Annotated in this window: 17 protein-coding genes; 9 read left to right on the top strand and 8 right to left on the bottom strand. The window is 72.7% G+C overall.

Going from position 1 to position 14,143, the window contains the following annotated elements:
- Window positions 1–75 precede the first annotated feature (75 nt).
- The 5 genes from ACFVYL_RS26550 to ACFVYL_RS26530 all read left to right on the top strand — a co-directional run bounded on the left by ACFVYL_RS26550 (window position 76) and on the right by ACFVYL_RS26530 (window position 4,663).
- A complete protein-coding gene (locus tag ACFVYL_RS26550; protein ID WP_389720029.1) occupies window positions 76–1,293 on the top strand; it encodes a metallophosphoesterase in 1,218 nt (405 codons plus the stop codon).
- 232 nt (window positions 1,294–1,525) lie between these two features.
- Complete coding sequence (locus ACFVYL_RS26545; RefSeq protein ID WP_389720105.1) at window positions 1,526–2,533, top strand: acyl-CoA dehydrogenase; 1,008 nt, start codon at window positions 1,526–1,528, stop codon at window positions 2,531–2,533.
- Window positions 2,530–3,309, top strand: a complete 780-nt coding sequence (locus tag ACFVYL_RS26540; protein WP_389720028.1) for a PIG-L deacetylase family protein — start codon at window positions 2,530–2,532, stop codon at window positions 3,307–3,309. Before ACFVYL_RS26545 ends, ACFVYL_RS26540 begins: the two co-directional genes overlap by 4 nt.
- Entirely contained in the window at window positions 3,306–3,920 is a 615-nt protein-coding gene (locus ACFVYL_RS26535) for an SAM-dependent methyltransferase (protein ID WP_389720026.1), read from the top strand. Before ACFVYL_RS26540 ends, ACFVYL_RS26535 begins: the two co-directional genes overlap by 4 nt.
- Window positions 3,917–4,663: a glycosyltransferase gene (locus ACFVYL_RS26530; RefSeq protein WP_389720024.1), complete on the top strand. Its 747-nt coding sequence runs from the start codon at window positions 3,917–3,919 to the stop codon at window positions 4,661–4,663. The genes ACFVYL_RS26535 and ACFVYL_RS26530 overlap by 4 nt, the downstream gene beginning before the upstream one ends.
- Here ACFVYL_RS26530 and ACFVYL_RS26525 read toward each other — a convergent pair.
- The 3 genes from ACFVYL_RS26525 to ACFVYL_RS26515 are packed head-to-tail and all read right to left on the bottom strand — an operon-like array spanning window position 4,638 to window position 6,848.
- The gene (locus ACFVYL_RS26525) at window positions 4,638–5,324 is read right to left on the bottom strand and encodes a GAF and ANTAR domain-containing protein (protein ID WP_389720023.1); all 687 of its coding nucleotides are present in this window, start codon (window positions 5,322–5,324) and stop codon (window positions 4,638–4,640) included. The genes ACFVYL_RS26530 and ACFVYL_RS26525 overlap by 26 nt on opposite strands.
- A 51-nt stretch (window positions 5,325–5,375) precedes the next feature.
- Window positions 5,376–6,104, bottom strand: coding sequence for a GAF and ANTAR domain-containing protein (locus tag ACFVYL_RS26520; RefSeq protein ID WP_389720021.1), 729 nt, complete (start codon window positions 6,102–6,104; stop codon window positions 5,376–5,378).
- 6 nt (window positions 6,105–6,110) lie between these two features.
- Window positions 6,111–6,848, bottom strand: a complete 738-nt coding sequence (locus ACFVYL_RS26515; RefSeq protein WP_389720020.1) for a GAF domain-containing protein — start codon at window positions 6,846–6,848, stop codon at window positions 6,111–6,113.
- A gap of 364 nt (window positions 6,849–7,212) precedes the next feature.
- On the opposite strand from ACFVYL_RS26515, the gene ACFVYL_RS26510 reads away from it, so the two are divergent.
- Entirely contained in the window at window positions 7,213–7,689 is a 477-nt protein-coding gene (locus ACFVYL_RS26510; RefSeq protein WP_389720019.1) for an ATP-binding protein, read from the top strand.
- Between the two features lie 164 nt (window positions 7,690–7,853).
- The gene (locus tag ACFVYL_RS26505; protein WP_389720017.1) at window positions 7,854–8,180 is read left to right on the top strand and encodes a plasmid stabilization protein; all 327 of its coding nucleotides are present in this window, start codon (window positions 7,854–7,856) and stop codon (window positions 8,178–8,180) included.
- 63 nt (window positions 8,181–8,243) lie between these two features.
- On the opposite strand, the gene ACFVYL_RS26500 is transcribed toward ACFVYL_RS26505, so the two are convergent.
- Window positions 8,244–8,585 (bottom strand): hypothetical protein, encoded by a 342-nt coding sequence (locus tag ACFVYL_RS26500; protein ID WP_389720016.1) that lies wholly within the window; start codon window positions 8,583–8,585, stop codon window positions 8,244–8,246.
- A gap of 198 nt (window positions 8,586–8,783) precedes the next feature.
- Window positions 8,784–9,374, bottom strand: coding sequence for a TetR/AcrR family transcriptional regulator (locus ACFVYL_RS26495; protein ID WP_389720014.1), 591 nt, complete (start codon window positions 9,372–9,374; stop codon window positions 8,784–8,786).
- A gap of 51 nt (window positions 9,375–9,425) precedes the next feature.
- Here ACFVYL_RS26495 and ACFVYL_RS26490 point away from each other — a divergent pair, with 51 nt between their 5' ends.
- Entirely contained in the window at window positions 9,426–9,977 is a 552-nt protein-coding gene (locus ACFVYL_RS26490) for a GNAT family N-acetyltransferase (RefSeq protein WP_389720012.1), read from the top strand.
- 115 nt (window positions 9,978–10,092) lie between these two features.
- On the opposite strand, the gene rox is transcribed toward ACFVYL_RS26490, so the two are convergent.
- A complete protein-coding gene (gene rox / locus ACFVYL_RS26485) occupies window positions 10,093–11,565 on the bottom strand; it encodes a rifampin monooxygenase (protein WP_389720010.1) in 1,473 nt (490 codons plus the stop codon).
- A 256-nt stretch (window positions 11,566–11,821) separates the two neighbouring features.
- Here rox and ACFVYL_RS26480 point away from each other — a divergent pair, with 256 nt between their 5' ends.
- The gene (locus tag ACFVYL_RS26480) at window positions 11,822–12,679 is read left to right on the top strand and encodes an SAM-dependent methyltransferase (RefSeq protein WP_389720008.1); all 858 of its coding nucleotides are present in this window, start codon (window positions 11,822–11,824) and stop codon (window positions 12,677–12,679) included.
- A 31-nt stretch (window positions 12,680–12,710) separates the two neighbouring features.
- Here the strand turns inward: ACFVYL_RS26480 and ACFVYL_RS26475 are convergent, their stop codons facing one another.
- Complete coding sequence (locus tag ACFVYL_RS26475; RefSeq protein WP_389720006.1) at window positions 12,711–13,466, bottom strand: anti-sigma factor domain-containing protein; 756 nt, start codon at window positions 13,464–13,466, stop codon at window positions 12,711–12,713.
- Window positions 13,463–14,047 (bottom strand): sigma-70 family RNA polymerase sigma factor, encoded by a 585-nt coding sequence (locus ACFVYL_RS26470; RefSeq protein ID WP_389720004.1) that lies wholly within the window; start codon window positions 14,045–14,047, stop codon window positions 13,463–13,465. The genes ACFVYL_RS26475 and ACFVYL_RS26470 overlap by 4 nt, the downstream gene beginning before the upstream one ends.
- Between the last annotated feature and the right edge of the window lie 96 nt (window positions 14,048–14,143).

The following is a 14,143-nucleotide window of genomic DNA, read 5'->3' as shown; positions in this document are numbered from 1 at the left end:
AGCCGTGTCCATTCGTCCACCAGGAGTTCATCGGTTCCCCACCATCGTCACGCACTCCCGTGAGAGAAACCCTCCATGTGCGACGACGAGCTGATACCGCCGAGCGCGGATCTGACCGAGGACCAGTGGCTGCAGGCCGATCCGGCCCTGGCCGAAGGGCCGGTGGGGGAGCGGGTCAGGGAGATGCGGGCGCCGCGGCGGCGGACCGTGCTGGGCGGTGTGGTGGCCGGAGCGGCCGCCCTGACCGTCCTGCCGGGCGGGGCGTCGGCCCCCGCGGCCGCCGCGGCCCGCACCGGCAAGTTCCCCCTGCCGACCGCCCCGAACCGGTCCGGGGAGTACGCGGTGCTGCTCACCGGCGACGCCGGCACGGGCGAGGAGGCACAGCACGCGGTGGCCGCCGCCGCCCGCGAGGTGTGCCGCGCCGAAGGCGTCGGCCTCGCGGTCGGCCTCGGCGACAACATCTACGAGAACGGCCCCGAGTCCGCCGACGACTCGGAGTTCCGCACCAAGTTCGAGGACCCCAACTCCGGTCTCGACATCCCCTGGTTGATGGTCCTCGGCAACCACGACTGCTCCGGCCTGATCCCGGGCAGCGGCGGTGACCCCTCGCGCGGCGACCGCGAGGTCGCCTACGCCACGGGCTCCCGGCGCTGGTACATGCCGAGCCGCTACTACAACGTGGCCCTGCCCGGTGCCGACGGCGACCCGCTGGTGGAGTTCTTCGCCCTCGACACGAACCCCGTCTCGTCGTACGTCACCCAACTCGACCCGCACTACCGGTGGAACGGCCCCTACATGCGCGAGCAGCGCAGGTGGCTGGACGGCGCCCTCACGGCGTCGCGGGCGCGCTGGAAGATCGTGCTCGGCCACCACCCGTACCTGAACAACGGCCAGCACGGCAGCGCCGGATCGTACGACGGCTTCGTGATCGGCCACTACACCAGCGGCATCCACCTCAAGGAGCTGTACGAGGAGGTGGTGTGCGGGCGGGCCGACGTGATCCTGTCCGGTCACGACCACACGCTGCAGATCCTGGAGCCCACGGACCGCACCCGCGGCACCCGGCAGATCGTGTGCGGCGCCGCGGCCAAGTCCGGGGACGGCACGGCCCACTTCGACCACCCGTCGACCTGGCAGAACTTCTCCGAGCACGGCTTCATGGTGCTGAAGGTGTCCGAGCGGGCGATGACGGTCGAGGCCTACACGGTCGACATCGCCACGCGCACGGCCCGCCTCGCACACCGCACGCGCACCCGCTCTCCCCTGCGCGACGGCGCCGACGCGCTCCGCTGACCGCTCTCCCGGGGTGCCGCCGGGGCTGGAGTGGCGGCCGCCGGTGTGCTGGCCGATGCTGTAGATGCTGTCGTCCGCCCGCCGAGCCGCCGCCGACGGCCCGCGGGCGGGCGCGGGACGCACACGGGCAGCCCCGTTCCGGCTCCGCCCGGCGCCGGTCGACGGTTTTGAACGGGATCTTCCGGATACCGGCTGAGCGTCGACGTCGTCGAGGATGCAGGAGGCCCCCGTGATCACCACGCCCCCCGAGCTGCCCGAACACCTGCGGCCGCCGGGCGCTCCGGAGCGGCGCACCGCGGAGCTGTTCGCCCGCTTCGTCGCCGAGGAGGCGGCCGATGTGCCGCTGCCCGGCCGGTCGACGGCCCGCCGGTTCGCCGCCCTCACCGCGCTGGGGCGGCGTGACCTGTCGCTGGCACGGCTCGCCGAGGGGCATCTGGACGCGGTGGCGATCCGCCACGAAGTGGAGGGTTCGTCGCCAGGGCCGGGGGAGCGGTGGGGGGTGTGGGCGGCGCGTCCGCCGGGCCCCGGCGTGCGCGCGGCACGGACCGGCCGGGGCTGGACGCTCAGCGGCCTCAAGCCGTACTGCTCCGGCGCCCGTGCCTGCACGCACGCACTGGTGAGCGCGGACGCGGACGACGGCTACCGGCTCTTCGCGGTGGCACTGGAGCACCCCGGCGTGACGCCGGTGCCGGGCACGTGGCCCGCGATCGGCATGGCCGGCAGCGACAGCCTGGACGTGTCGTTCGCCGACGTACCCGCGCGGGCCGTCGGCGAGGTGGACGCCTATCTGGAGCGGCCCGGTTTCCTGCACGGCGGCGTCGGCGTCGCCGCCTGCTGGCTCGGCGGCGCCCACGCGGTGGCCGCGCCGCTGTACGAGCGGGCCGCGGCGGGGCGCCTCAACGATCACGCGGCGGCCCATCTGGGCGCCGTCGACCTGCTGCTGCACACCGCGGGCACCCTGATGCGGCAGGCCGGCGAGGACATCGACGCCGACCCCCTCGACGCGCGCGGGGAGGCACGGGTGCGCGGCCTGCGGGTACGGGCGCTGGTCGAGAAGGTCTGCACGGAGGTACTTGAGCGCGTGGGACGGGCCACGGGAGCCGGACCGCTCTGCCACGACGAGGAGCATGCCCGCGCGGTGGCGGACCTGACGGTCTACGTCCGCCAGCACCACGCGGAGGCGAACCTCGCCGAACTCGGCCGCCTGAGCACCGCGGAGGCCGTGGGAGCCGAGCGATGAGCACGCCGCGCACCGCGAGCCCCGCGCGCACGAGACGGGCCGCCGCCGCGGCCATCGACGCGCGGGGGACCGACGAGACCGCGTGGCGGGCGGCGCGCCTGCCGGAACGGCTGCCGCGCCTGGACCTTCCGACGGGGCCGGTCGTGGTGGTGGCGGCCCACCCCGACGACGAGGTCCTGGGGTTCGGCGGCACCATCGCCGCCCTGCGCGCCACCGGCGTCGAGGTCCGCACCGTGTGCCTGACCGACGGGGAGGCGTCCCACGGCCCCGCATCCGGCTCTGCCCAGGCCGAGTTGGCGGCGCGGCGCAGGGGCGAGCTGGCCGCGGCCCTCGCCGAACTCGGACCGCTGCCCGAGCCCGTGCACGCCGGGCTGTCCGACACCGCACTCGACGCGTACGAGGACGACGCGGCGGCGCTGATCGGCGCGTTCCTGGACACGGTCGGGGCGGCCGTGTGCGTGGCGCCGTGGGAGGGCGACCTGCACAGCGATCACGAGGCCGCGGGGCGGGCCGCCAGGCGTGCCTGTCTGCGTACGTCGGTCCCGCTGTGGTCGTACCCGGTGTGGATGTGGCACTGGGCCAGCCCCGAGGACCCCCGCGTGCCGTGGCACCGCCTCGGCGTCCTGCCGCTCGGCGACGTCGCGCTCGGCCGGAAGAAGGCGGCCGTCGCGCGCTTCGCCAGCCAGCTGGAGCCCCGCGGACCCGGCATCGCGCCCGTCCTGCCGCCGGGGGAGATCGCCCACCACACCCGCGCCTTCGAGACGGTGATGCGATGAACACCCCCGCCGGCTACTTCGACGACCAGTACGCGCGGGCCGCCGACCCCTGGCACCTGGGCGAGCGGTGGTACGACCGCCGAAAGTACGACCTGACCGTCGCGGCGCTGCCCCGCCCCCGCTATGCGCGGGCGTTCGAACCCGGCTGCTCGGTGGGCGTGTTGACCGAACTCCTTGCCGCCCGCTGCGACCGCCTGCTGTCCGCCGACCGCGCCGCCCCGGCCGTCGACATGGCCGCGCGGCGCACCACCGGCCTTGAGCACGTCAGCGTGCGGCGGATGACCGTGCCCGAGCAGTGGCCCGAGGAGACCTTCGACCTCGTCGTGCTGTCGGAGCTCCTCTACTACTTCGACGCCGGCACCCGTGCACAGCTGCTCGACCGCAGTGTGGCGGGCCTGAGCGCGGGTGGCCACCTGGTCACCGTGCACTGGAACCACCCCGTCGCCGAACACAGCTGCACGGGCCGGGACATCGCGGGCCACCTCGACACCCTGACCGGCCTGAACCGGCTGGCCCGCTACGACGACCCCGACTTCACCCTCACCGTCCACGAACACCGCTCGGACGGGGGCCCGGTGCTCTCGCCGGCCCGCGCGGAAGGGCTTGCGTGATCCCCGCGGCCCTGGCCGTCGTGGTCCCCGCGCACAACGAGGAGCGCCGCATCGAGGCCTGTCTGCGCAGCGTGCACCGGGCCGCGGCGCGGGCGGCACCGCTCCCCGTGCTGATCGTGGTGGCCGCCGACGCCTGCACGGACGCCACCGCGACCCTCGCGGCGGACGGCGGGGCCGAGGTCGTGAAGGTCGAAGGACACAACGTCGGAGCCGCGCGGGCGGCCGCCGCAGGGCGCGCGATGGAACTGCTCGCGGACACCGCACCGGACGTGTGGCTGGCGGTGACGGACGCCGACACCACCGTGCCCGAGAGCTGGCTCACCCACCAGATCGCCCTGGCGCGACGCGGTTACGACGTGGTCCTCGGCACCATCCGGCTCGCCACGACCGCGTCCGGCTCCCTCATCGTGGCGCGGCACGACGCCGACTACTTCCGTACCCGGCCGTCGGCGGGTGCGGGCACGGCATGGGAGCACCCGCACGTCCACGGCGCGAACATGGGCCTGTCGGCCACGGCCTACCGGCGGGTGGGCGGCTTCGCCGCGCTGCCCACCGGCGAGGACCGCGACCTCGTGAGACGCCTTGCCGCGAGCGGCCACCGCATCGCCCGCACCGACCGTCACCCCGTCCACACGGCGGCCCGCCTGCGCGGCCGGGCCCCCGGCGGCCTCGCCGACCTGCTCGCCGCGCTGCGTCCCGCGGCGCGGAACCGGACGCTCAGTCCAGGGACCGGTGGGTCATGACGTGGTCGGCGATCTGGTGGAGCGGCTGGTCGTGGCGGAAGGCGCTGGCCCGCATGCGGGCCAGGGCGTCGTCGGGGGCCAGCTGATACCTCTCGGCGAGGACACCGGCGGCCATGTGGACGCTGGGCGGGTAGCCCTGCGGTCCGGGCCGGGAGGGGCGGTGCTGGGCGGTGAGCAGGTGGGGGTGTTCGTCGAGGGCGAGCAGGGCGAGGACACGGGCGTAGGCGTACGCCATGGCCTTGTGGCGGGCGTCGAGCACGCCCGGTGCGGCGCGGTAGAGGTCCAGGGCGCCGATGCGCAGGTGGCCGGTGGTGAGGGGCAGGGCTGACACGGAGCGCATCCGCTGTCCGGCGGCGACCTGGCCGAAGGCGGGCCACCGGTCGTACGCCCGGTCCAGGTCTGCCTCTTCGACCAGGGCGCGCTGTACGAAGGCGTCGGTGCAGGGGCCCTCTCCGGTGGTGAGCTGGGCGTCCTCCAGGCGCCGGGCGCGCTCGTCGCTGGCGTAACCCAGCAGGCGCAGCTCTCCGGTGACGATCAGGGACACGCCCAGGCTGTCGGCGCCCGTGTCCACCGCGCAGGCCCGACAGGCCGTGGCGAGGGAGATGTTCCCGGCGGTGGCGCCGATCCGGCGCCAGGCGGCGGCGTGTTCGTCCTCATGCATGGCGTGTTCCAACGGGGGTCATGGAGCTGCCGTATTCCGGTCGAAGGGCGGTCAGGGGAAGTGTAGGGCGTCGGCATCGACGTCACCGTCGACGAGTTGGCGGCACAGCAGGACGAGGCCGAGCCGGTGCGAGCGGGCGTGGCGGCGCAGGGCGCCGAAAGCGGTGTCCACGTCGGTGTTCCAGTGTTCGGCGAGGATGCCCTTGGCCTGCTCGATGACGACGCGGCTGGTCAGGGCGGCGTGCATCTGGGCGCGTCGCTGGTTGGCGTGGGCGGCGGTGCGGTGCTGCAGGATGGCGATGGTCACCACGTCCGCCAGGGCCTGCGCGACCCGTGCGTCGGCGGGGACGAGGTCCTGCGGGCGGGTGCCGAAGAGGTTCAGGGCGCCGATGACTTCGTCGCGCAGACGCAACGGCAGTGCGTGCGTCGCGCGGAACCCGGCCTGGCGGGCCCGAGCCGCGAAGACCGGGAAAGGGGCCGTCTGTTCGGGCGAGGTGAGGTCGACGTTCAGCCGCACCGCGCCGCTGCGATGGCACTCCACGCAGGGGCCCTGGTCGTGCTGGAGGGCGAAGAGTTCCAGCAGCCTGGTGTGTTCGTCGGAGGCGGCTATCAACTGGAGTGTGCCGCCCGGGTCTTCGAGCATGACACCGACCGCCGACACATCGAGCAGCTCGGTGCAGCGATCGCACAGCGTGTGCAGGAAGTCGATCAGATCGAAGTCGTCGACGAGCGTGTCGACCGCGTCGATGACGGCCGCCAGCAGGCGTTCTTCTCGAGTCATGGCCCTTCAGTCCCTCTGCCGGCCATACGCGCCCGGCTCGTCTCCATCATCCTGGCGAAAACGCACCCGCCGGGCCACCACGTCCTCGGCGACCTCGACCACCGGCAGGCCGTTGCGGAACGCGTGGGCACGCAGCAGGACCAGCGCCTCGGCCAGGGGCACGTCGGCCTGCACACTGATCATCCCGGCGGCCTGGTGCACCGCCGCGCGGTAGAAGTGCGAGCCGTTCTCCCCGGCGGTGAAGGCGTCCCACTGCTCACCGTCCTGGACCAGCGCGGCGGTCAGGGCGTGCGCGACGAGCAACGCGTCGCCGGGCGGCCGCTCCCGGGGCGGGCCGGGTCTGGCGCGCTGCAGCGTCATGGTGCCCAGGCAGACGGTGCCCGCCCGCAACGGAAGACAGAACACCGCACCGATCCCCAGCGCCAGAGCCTCCGGCAGCAGGGCCGGCCACCGGTCGTCAGGCTCGCGCGTCAGATCCGGCGCGGCGACGGCTCTGCCCGAGGCGGCGACGTCAGGGCCCGGCCCCTGCCCCAGCGTGAACTGCAGGTCCTCCAAGCGGGTGCTGGCGCCGACGGAGGCCCACAACAACTCGTTGTACTGGCCGCCGACCGTCACGGACACCGCCACACCGTCGAAGCCCAGCACGGCGGCGCACCGCGCCGCGTCGGCCCCGACCAGACCTCCGCCGCCGGGAGCCGGGCGCAGGCTCCCCAGCACGGCGGCAAGGTCGCCCTTCGCAGCCACGACCACACACCTCCCGCCTGGCCGAACCATGTCGTCCTGCCCGGCCGAACCCGTCCGGGAAACGGCTCCACAAGTCTATGGCGCCGGGACCCGCTGTCGGCACGGCAGCGCTGCCGGGCGCCGCGGGCGTGCAGATCGATCTGGGCGAAGGGCGACTGGCCCGTAATATCGTGCACGAGGGCCTGCGCCCGCCCGACCGCCGGAGTTCCCCGCAAGCTGAGGCCGCGGGGAACGGGCCTGGTCCGAGCGTCCGCGGGGCCGTTCCCTGACCACCGTCCGTGGCAAGCACGTGCGGGGCATGCGGTGGTGATTCCGGGGTAAGCGGATGGTTGAATGACGACGCTTCGGCAGTGAGGCGAACTGTATGAACCTGGCTGGGCAGAGCGAGGAGCAGCGACTCCTGGCGGGCCGCACCATCGAGACGTCCGCGGCCTTCGACGGCAGCGAAGAGATCGCTGTCGCGCGCGGCATGGCTCGTGACTTCCTGACATCGTTGCAGTCCCTGCACGGGCTGCCGGTGTCGGCAAGGGTGGTCGGCATGATTCAACTTGTGGTGAGCGAGCTGGTGACCAACGCCCGCAAATACGCTCCCGGACCGTGTCTGCTGACCCTCGGGGTCGGTGAAGGAGCGGTCGAAGTGACCGTGTGGGACAGCAGCGCGACGATGCCGGTGGTCCTCGCCCCCGACGCGAGCCGGATCGGCCAGCACGGACTGGAGATCGTCACGGCGGTGTGCCGCAGTTTCGAGGTGCACCGCGAACCCGTGGGCAAGCGCATCAAGGCCGCCGTGGTCCTGGCCGACGAGCCGGCCGGAGAGACGGCGGACCACCAGGCGGTGTGATCGGGCAGCGCCCTCACCACCTGCGTACGTCCGGTGGCGCAGGGCGGGCCGGTTGACCGGGCGGGGTCAGGGTACTGGTGTGAAACTGGGCGCTATGCCCACAAAGGAGGCTGCCGCGCACCACCGCGTGCTGTGTGCGGTGTCGATGAGAAAGCGAGGTCACCATGCCGGCCGGATCCAGCAACAAGCGTGAGCGCCAGTACGAACACATCAAGGACAGCGCCGAGGACCGCGGGGCGTCCAAGGGCCGCGCCAAGGAGATCGCGGCGCGCACGGTCAACAAGGAGCGGGCCCGCTCCGGCGAGTCGAAGACCGCCGGCAAGACGTCGACGAAGGACCCGAAATCGGCTTCGCAGCGCGGCGGGGAGCGCTCGCACAGCGGCGCCCAGGGCCCCACCAAGGACCAGCTCTACGAAGAGGCCAAGAAGAAGAACGTCGAGGGCCGTTCCTCGATGAACAAGCAGCAGCTGAAGAAGGCGCTGGGGCGCTGAGCGGCGGGAGCTGACGCCCGCGGCGGGAACGGCTACCGCGGGGCGTCAGGGCGCTGCGGCCGCTCAGGACGGGACGCGGCTGCCGATCGTCAGCTCGACCTCGGCTCCTTCCGGCGTGAACTCCCGTACCAGCCAGGCGCGTTCGTCGATACGCGTGCCGGCGGCGGTGGTGTGGGCCGGGACGGTGAGCACGGGACCCGCGGGGTCCCCGGTGTGCAGTTCCGCGTCGACGAACACCGCGTCGGAGAAGCGCAGGTCCACGCCGACCGATCGTGGCGCGAGGGCGAAGGCGCGAGGGTCGGACAGTCCCTGCAGACGGCACCGGGCGCCCGGGAACAGGTGCGTGTGGCCGCAGAGGGCGGGGACGGTGTCCGGCTCGGCGGGATCTGCGGGAGGCTGGGGCATGGGCGGGCTCCGGGAGGGTCGGCGGCGTCCGGTCCCGCGCAGTCTGACTGCCCCGGACGCCGAGGCGGGCGATACGACGGCCGCGCCGCCCCGAGGCCACCCGGTCGGCGTCGCGTCCCCGGCACGCTCGCCCACCGCGCCGAACAGCGCCGGACCGCCGCACTCGACAGCTGAGCCGCGCGCCGCCGTCCGGCACGGTCAGGTCCGCGTGGTCAGTGCGGCGAGGTAGTCGTCCAGGAGCTTCACCTGTCGCTGCGGCGGGAACGCCGCCGGGTCGAACAAGGCCTGGACCACCAGGCCGAGAGTGAAGGACTCCGCGCCGGCCGCGATGTCCGTGGGATCGCCGGGGGGCAGCTCGCCGAGCTCCTGGGCCGCGATCACCCGCTCGCGCACCCTGTCGCGGCCCTGGGCGTACTTGCGGGCGTAGTCGGCGCTCAGGGCGGGGTCGGACAGCGCGGTGTCCCAGGAGGAGACCCAGATCCGGTTGCTGTCGACGGCCTCGGGGGTGAGCGGCAGGATGTCCAGGAGCGCGTCCCTGAGCGCGGCCAGACCGTTGCCCGACGCACGGCGGGGGCGGTTGAGCGTGCGCTGTTCGAGCAGGTCGAGGGCGTACTCCACCAGGGCCCGCTTCGTGGGGAAGTAGTGCGTGAGCAGGCCGGTGGTCGCCCCGAGCTCGGCGGCGACGGCGCGCAGCGTCAGGCCCGCGAAGCCGTGCGTGGCCATGACCTGCCAGACCGCCTCGGACACGTCGCGCCGGCGGGCTTCGTGATCTCCCTTGGTGCGTGGCATGCCGCCACGGTACATTGCCATAACGCGTGTTATGTAAATAGGGAGGCCCTCATGTTCTCGCTGTCGCTGCGCGATGGTGCCCGCCTGGCTCCGCTGGAGGTCTGGCATGCCGAGGAGTTCGCCGAGCACCTGGACCGGGCCCGCGAGCACATCCGCCCGTGGGTCGGCGCCGGGTTCGTCACCGACGACGTGGCGGGTGCGCGGGCCACGCTCAAGCGCTATGCCGAACGTCAGGCCGACGACGGTGCCCGGCTGTACGGCATGTGGCGGGACGGCGTCCTTGTCGGCGGCGTGATGTTCACCGACTTCCGGGCCGCTGCCGGTGCGTGCGAGATCGGCTGCTGGCTGGAGCCGTCCGCGGAAGGCCACGGTCTGGTCACGCAGGCGTGCGGCGTACTGCTGGACTGGGCGCTCACGTCCCGGGGGCTGCACCGCGCCGAGTGGCACTGCCGGGCCGACAACGACCGCAGCTCGGCGGTGGCCAAGCGGCTCGGCATGACACTGGAGGGTGTACGGCGCGAGGCATGGCCGTACGGGGGAGCGCGCCACGACAAGCAGGTCTGGGCGATTCTCGCTCCCGAATGGCGAGCCCTGAGCCGGTGACCGACGGGGGCGCCTCCTCCGGGCTGCACCTGGTCTGCCCTGAGCACCGCTGTCAGTGATCGAGGTGCGGGGCCGAGCTCGCCACGCGGGTGGAGGCACCTCCGTCGCCGCTGGATCAGCCGACAGGCCCGCCGAACCAGCGGGAGAGGTGGGCGTCGAGCTCCCGCTGATCGTCGCCGATCCAGGCGACGTGACCGTCCGGGCGCAGCAGGACGCACGGAACGTCCAGTGCCGCCGTGCGGTCCGCCAGGTGATCGACCCGGTCCGACCAACCGCCGACGGTCAGGCGTTCGGTGCGGTCGAGGAGCAGGCCTCGGCCGCTGTGCAGCTGGTCGTAGAGGCGGCCCTGTTTCACGTCGATGTCGCGCAGACGGCGGCCCAGCAGGTCGGGGCCTTCGCCGAAGTCGTAGCGGATGTTGATCGCGGTGATCTTCTCGATGAGCCGGCGGTTCACCTCGTCGAAGTCCATCAGTTCCGCGAGCAGTCTGCGCACGGCCTGCGGGCCCGGTTCGGGGGAGTGCAGTTCCATCTGGGCGCGGGTGTTGTCGAGGACCTCCTCGGCGACCGGACGGCGTTCGGCCTCGTAGGTGTCGAGGAGTGTGTCCGGCGCCCAGCCGCGGATCTGTGCGGCCAGTTTCCAGCCGAGGTTGAACGCGTCCTGAACGCCCAGGTTGAGGCCCTGTCCGCCGGTGGGCGGATGGATGTGTGCCGCATCGCCGGCCAGCAGCACACGCCCGAGCCGATACCGGTCCGCCAGCCGGGTGGCATCCCCGAAGCGGGACAGCCAGCGCGGGGAGTGCACGCCGAAATCGGTTCCGGCGACGGCGCGCAGCTGTTGCTTGAAGTCATCGAGGGTGGGCGGGTCCGCGCGGTCGCTGACTCCCGCGGCGGGGACCACGACGCTGTAGGCCTCTTCGCCGAAGGGCCTGAGCCAGAATCGCTTGTTGGTCCTGCCGATGTCGGCCACCTTGGCGGCGACCTCCTCCCGCGCCACGCCCACCTTCATCTCGCCCATCAGCGTCTCGGTCTGCGAGGGCTCGCCGGGGAAACCGACGCCGAGCAGCTTGCGCACCGTACTGTGCCCGCCGTCACAGCCGACGAGATAGCGCGCACGCAGCTGCTCGCCGTCGGCGAGCTCGACGGTCACACCCTCGTCGTCCTGCTCGAAACCGGCCACCGCGCCACCGCGCCGGACCTGGGCGCCCAGGCGGGCCGCGTGGTCTTCGAGCTGGGCGACGACGACCGGCTGCGGGATGCCCAGCAGATAGGCGTGCGCGGAATCCAGGTCCTTGGGCGCGGGTTTGTCGATGGCGGCGAAGAATCCGGCGGCCGGACGCCGCCTGCCGTGGGCGAGAAGACGGTCGAGCAGTCCGCGCATCGCCATCAGCTCAAGACTGCGGATGTGCAGACCGACGATGCGGACGAACGAAACGGGCTCGGTCTCCTTCTCCAGGACGAGTACCCGTACATCGTGCAGCCGCAGTTCGGCGGCGAGCATCGCGCCGGTCGGGCCGCATCCGGCAATGATCACGTCGAACATACGGGGTGCGTCCGGCGACGACTCGGCGGTGACGTGCAAAGAGTCCATGGGTGGTGCCCTTCAGGAGTGCCTTGTGGTCGAGGCGCTCCCGGCGACACCTGCGTCAGTCGCCGGCCGTGACGGTAAGGGGGAGCACCCACGTCGATACGTCGTTCATGGGTCTCACCTCCTCGGGCGGTGTCACGGTCGATCGCACGCTACAAGCCCGGACACCGCACCGTCCAACTCTTTTCCCGGACGTGGCCACGCGAGCGTGTCCGAAAGTCGGGTTTGTGCCGCGCCGCCCCTGCCGAGGAATGCCCCCATGACTGAGGACAACGCGGCGCGTGCCACCGATGTGGCTCGCGCGTACTACGACACAGATGACATCGACGCCTTCTACGCCCATACGTGGGGCGGCGAGGACATCCACGTCGGGGTGTACGAGGACGAGGTGTACGCGGACGGGCAGGCGGGGATCGCCGCGGCCGCCGGGCGAACCGTCGCGCGGATGGCCGCGAAGGCGGGCGACGGGCTCGGCCCCGGCACGTCGGTCCTGGATCTGGGATCCGGCTTCGGAGGCGCGGCCCGCAGGCTGGCCGGTGAGTTCGGCTGCCGCGTCGTGGCCCTGAACATCAGCGAGGTCCAGAACACCAGGCACCGCGAGCTCAACGCGCGGCGCGGCCTCGACGACCGGATCGAGGTGGTGTCCGGTTCCTTCCAGGACATCCCCGCCCCCGACGCGTCGTTCGAGGTCGTCTGGTCCCAGGAAGCCCTGTGCCACAGCGGCGACCGGCCCGGCGTGCTCCGGGAGGCACGACGGGTTCTCAAGCCCGGCGGCCGCCTGGTGTTCACCGACATCATGATCGCGGAGGGCGCCCCCGGCGACGTACTGCGGTCGGTGGCGGAGCGCCTGAGGCTCACCGACTTCGCCACGCCCGGGTTCTACGAAGAGCACCTGCGGTCACTCGGGTTCACCGACGTCGGATTCGAGGACCTCAGCGACCACATCGAGACGCACTACCGCCATCTGGCCGAGGCCGTCCGCACCCCGTCCCCGGGCCTGGTGGACGGCGTCAGCTCCGCGTACATCGACCAGCTGCGAACGAACCTGCCGCAGATGGCCGCCGCCTGCCGGGACGGACACGTGAGGTGGGGCATCTTCCACGGCCGGCGCACCTGACGCCCGGTCCCCACCGACTTCCCCGCCTCTCTCAGGCGGGGAAGTCCATCAGCGCCACCGGTGCGCCGGTGGGCCGCGAGGACCCGCCGGCGGGCTCCAGGGTGATGCCCATGCCGATCGCCCGGCCGAGCTGCCCGTCCATCAGCAGGGAGTCCGTTCTCCTGTCGGGGTCCAGGAGCCCGGCGGGCCGCATGGTGCCGTCGTCGTTGAACCACAGTTGGTAGACCTTGCCCCGCGGGGGAGTGGGCAGCTCGGTCGCCAGGAACGCGGCCCGGTCGCGGCTCGCGGACACGACCACGGTCCCGCTGCCTCCGCCGGACAGCCTGCCGGTGCGGGTCCTGGCGTCCGGTGCGGCAAGCACCGCCGCGACGCCGTCCGCCTGACGCTGCGTCTGCTGCGCCCGCTCGCGGGCGTCCTGGGCCTGCTGATGCTGCCAGACGGTGGTGCCGCCCAGGCCCGCCGCCACGACCAGGCAGGCCGCGAGCGCCCAGCGGGAGAGACGGTGGGACCGCTGTCGTACGGCACCGGGGCCGGGGTCCGGCTTGGCGAGCGGGACTTCCTGCCGGACGGTGGTGATGCGGCGCAGCACCTCGTCCTTCAGGCCCTGGCGGGGCGTGATCGCGGAGGCCTGCCCCAGGCGAGCCGTGGTCGCGGTGAACTCGCGCACCTCCTGTGCGCAGGTGTCGCACGCCGCGAGGTGTTCCTCCACCGTCGCGCGTTCCTCGTCGTCCAGCGCGTGCATCGCGTAGGCGCCGGTGAGCGTGTGCGGATCGTCGATGATGCTCATGCGCTGATCCCCAGGCAGTCACGAAGGCGGATGAGTCCATCCCTGAGGCGGGTCTTGACCGTTCCCAGCGGGAGAGCGAGTAGTTCGGCCACCTGCCGGTAGGTCAGGCCACGGTAGTACGCCAAGGTGACGGACTGCCGCTGGACCTCGGTCAGGGCCCGGAGGCACCGGCGTACCTGCTCGTGCTCCAGGCGGGTCTCCACCTGCTCGCTGACCTCGTCGAAGTCCCGGTCGCGCGCCAGGAGTGCGGCCTTGTGGTCGCGGGCCGCGGACGCTTGGACGGAGCGCACCCGGTCCACCGCCCTGCGGTGGGCGAGCGTGAGGATCCAGTTCCGCGCCGTTCCGACGTCCGGCCGGTAGCGGGGCGCCGTGCGCCATACTTCCAGCAGGACGTCCTGGGCCACTTCCTCGGACTGGGCATGGTCGCGCAGCACGGCACGGACGACCCCGAGGACGGGTCCCGCCACGGCGTCATAGACGCCGGAGAAGGCCTTTTGGTCGCCCTGGGCGACCTGAGTGACGAGCTCTTGGAGATCGGGCCCCGGAGTTGTCCGGGATCCGATGTGCACGACTTCCTTCACGCAGCGGTCCTCCACGGAACAGGCGTACGGCGCTGGCTACTCCCATGATTCGGAGCCGACGGCGGTGGCGGATTGGTCCGCCCCGGCAACAGGCCG

Source organism: Streptomyces sp. NPDC058308, from assembly GCF_042880275.1.
Taxonomy (GTDB): domain Bacteria; phylum Actinomycetota; class Actinomycetes; order Streptomycetales; family Streptomycetaceae; genus Streptomyces.
The sequence above is the reverse complement of the archived record's forward strand: the minus strand, read 5'-3'. Positions and strand labels throughout refer to the sequence as shown.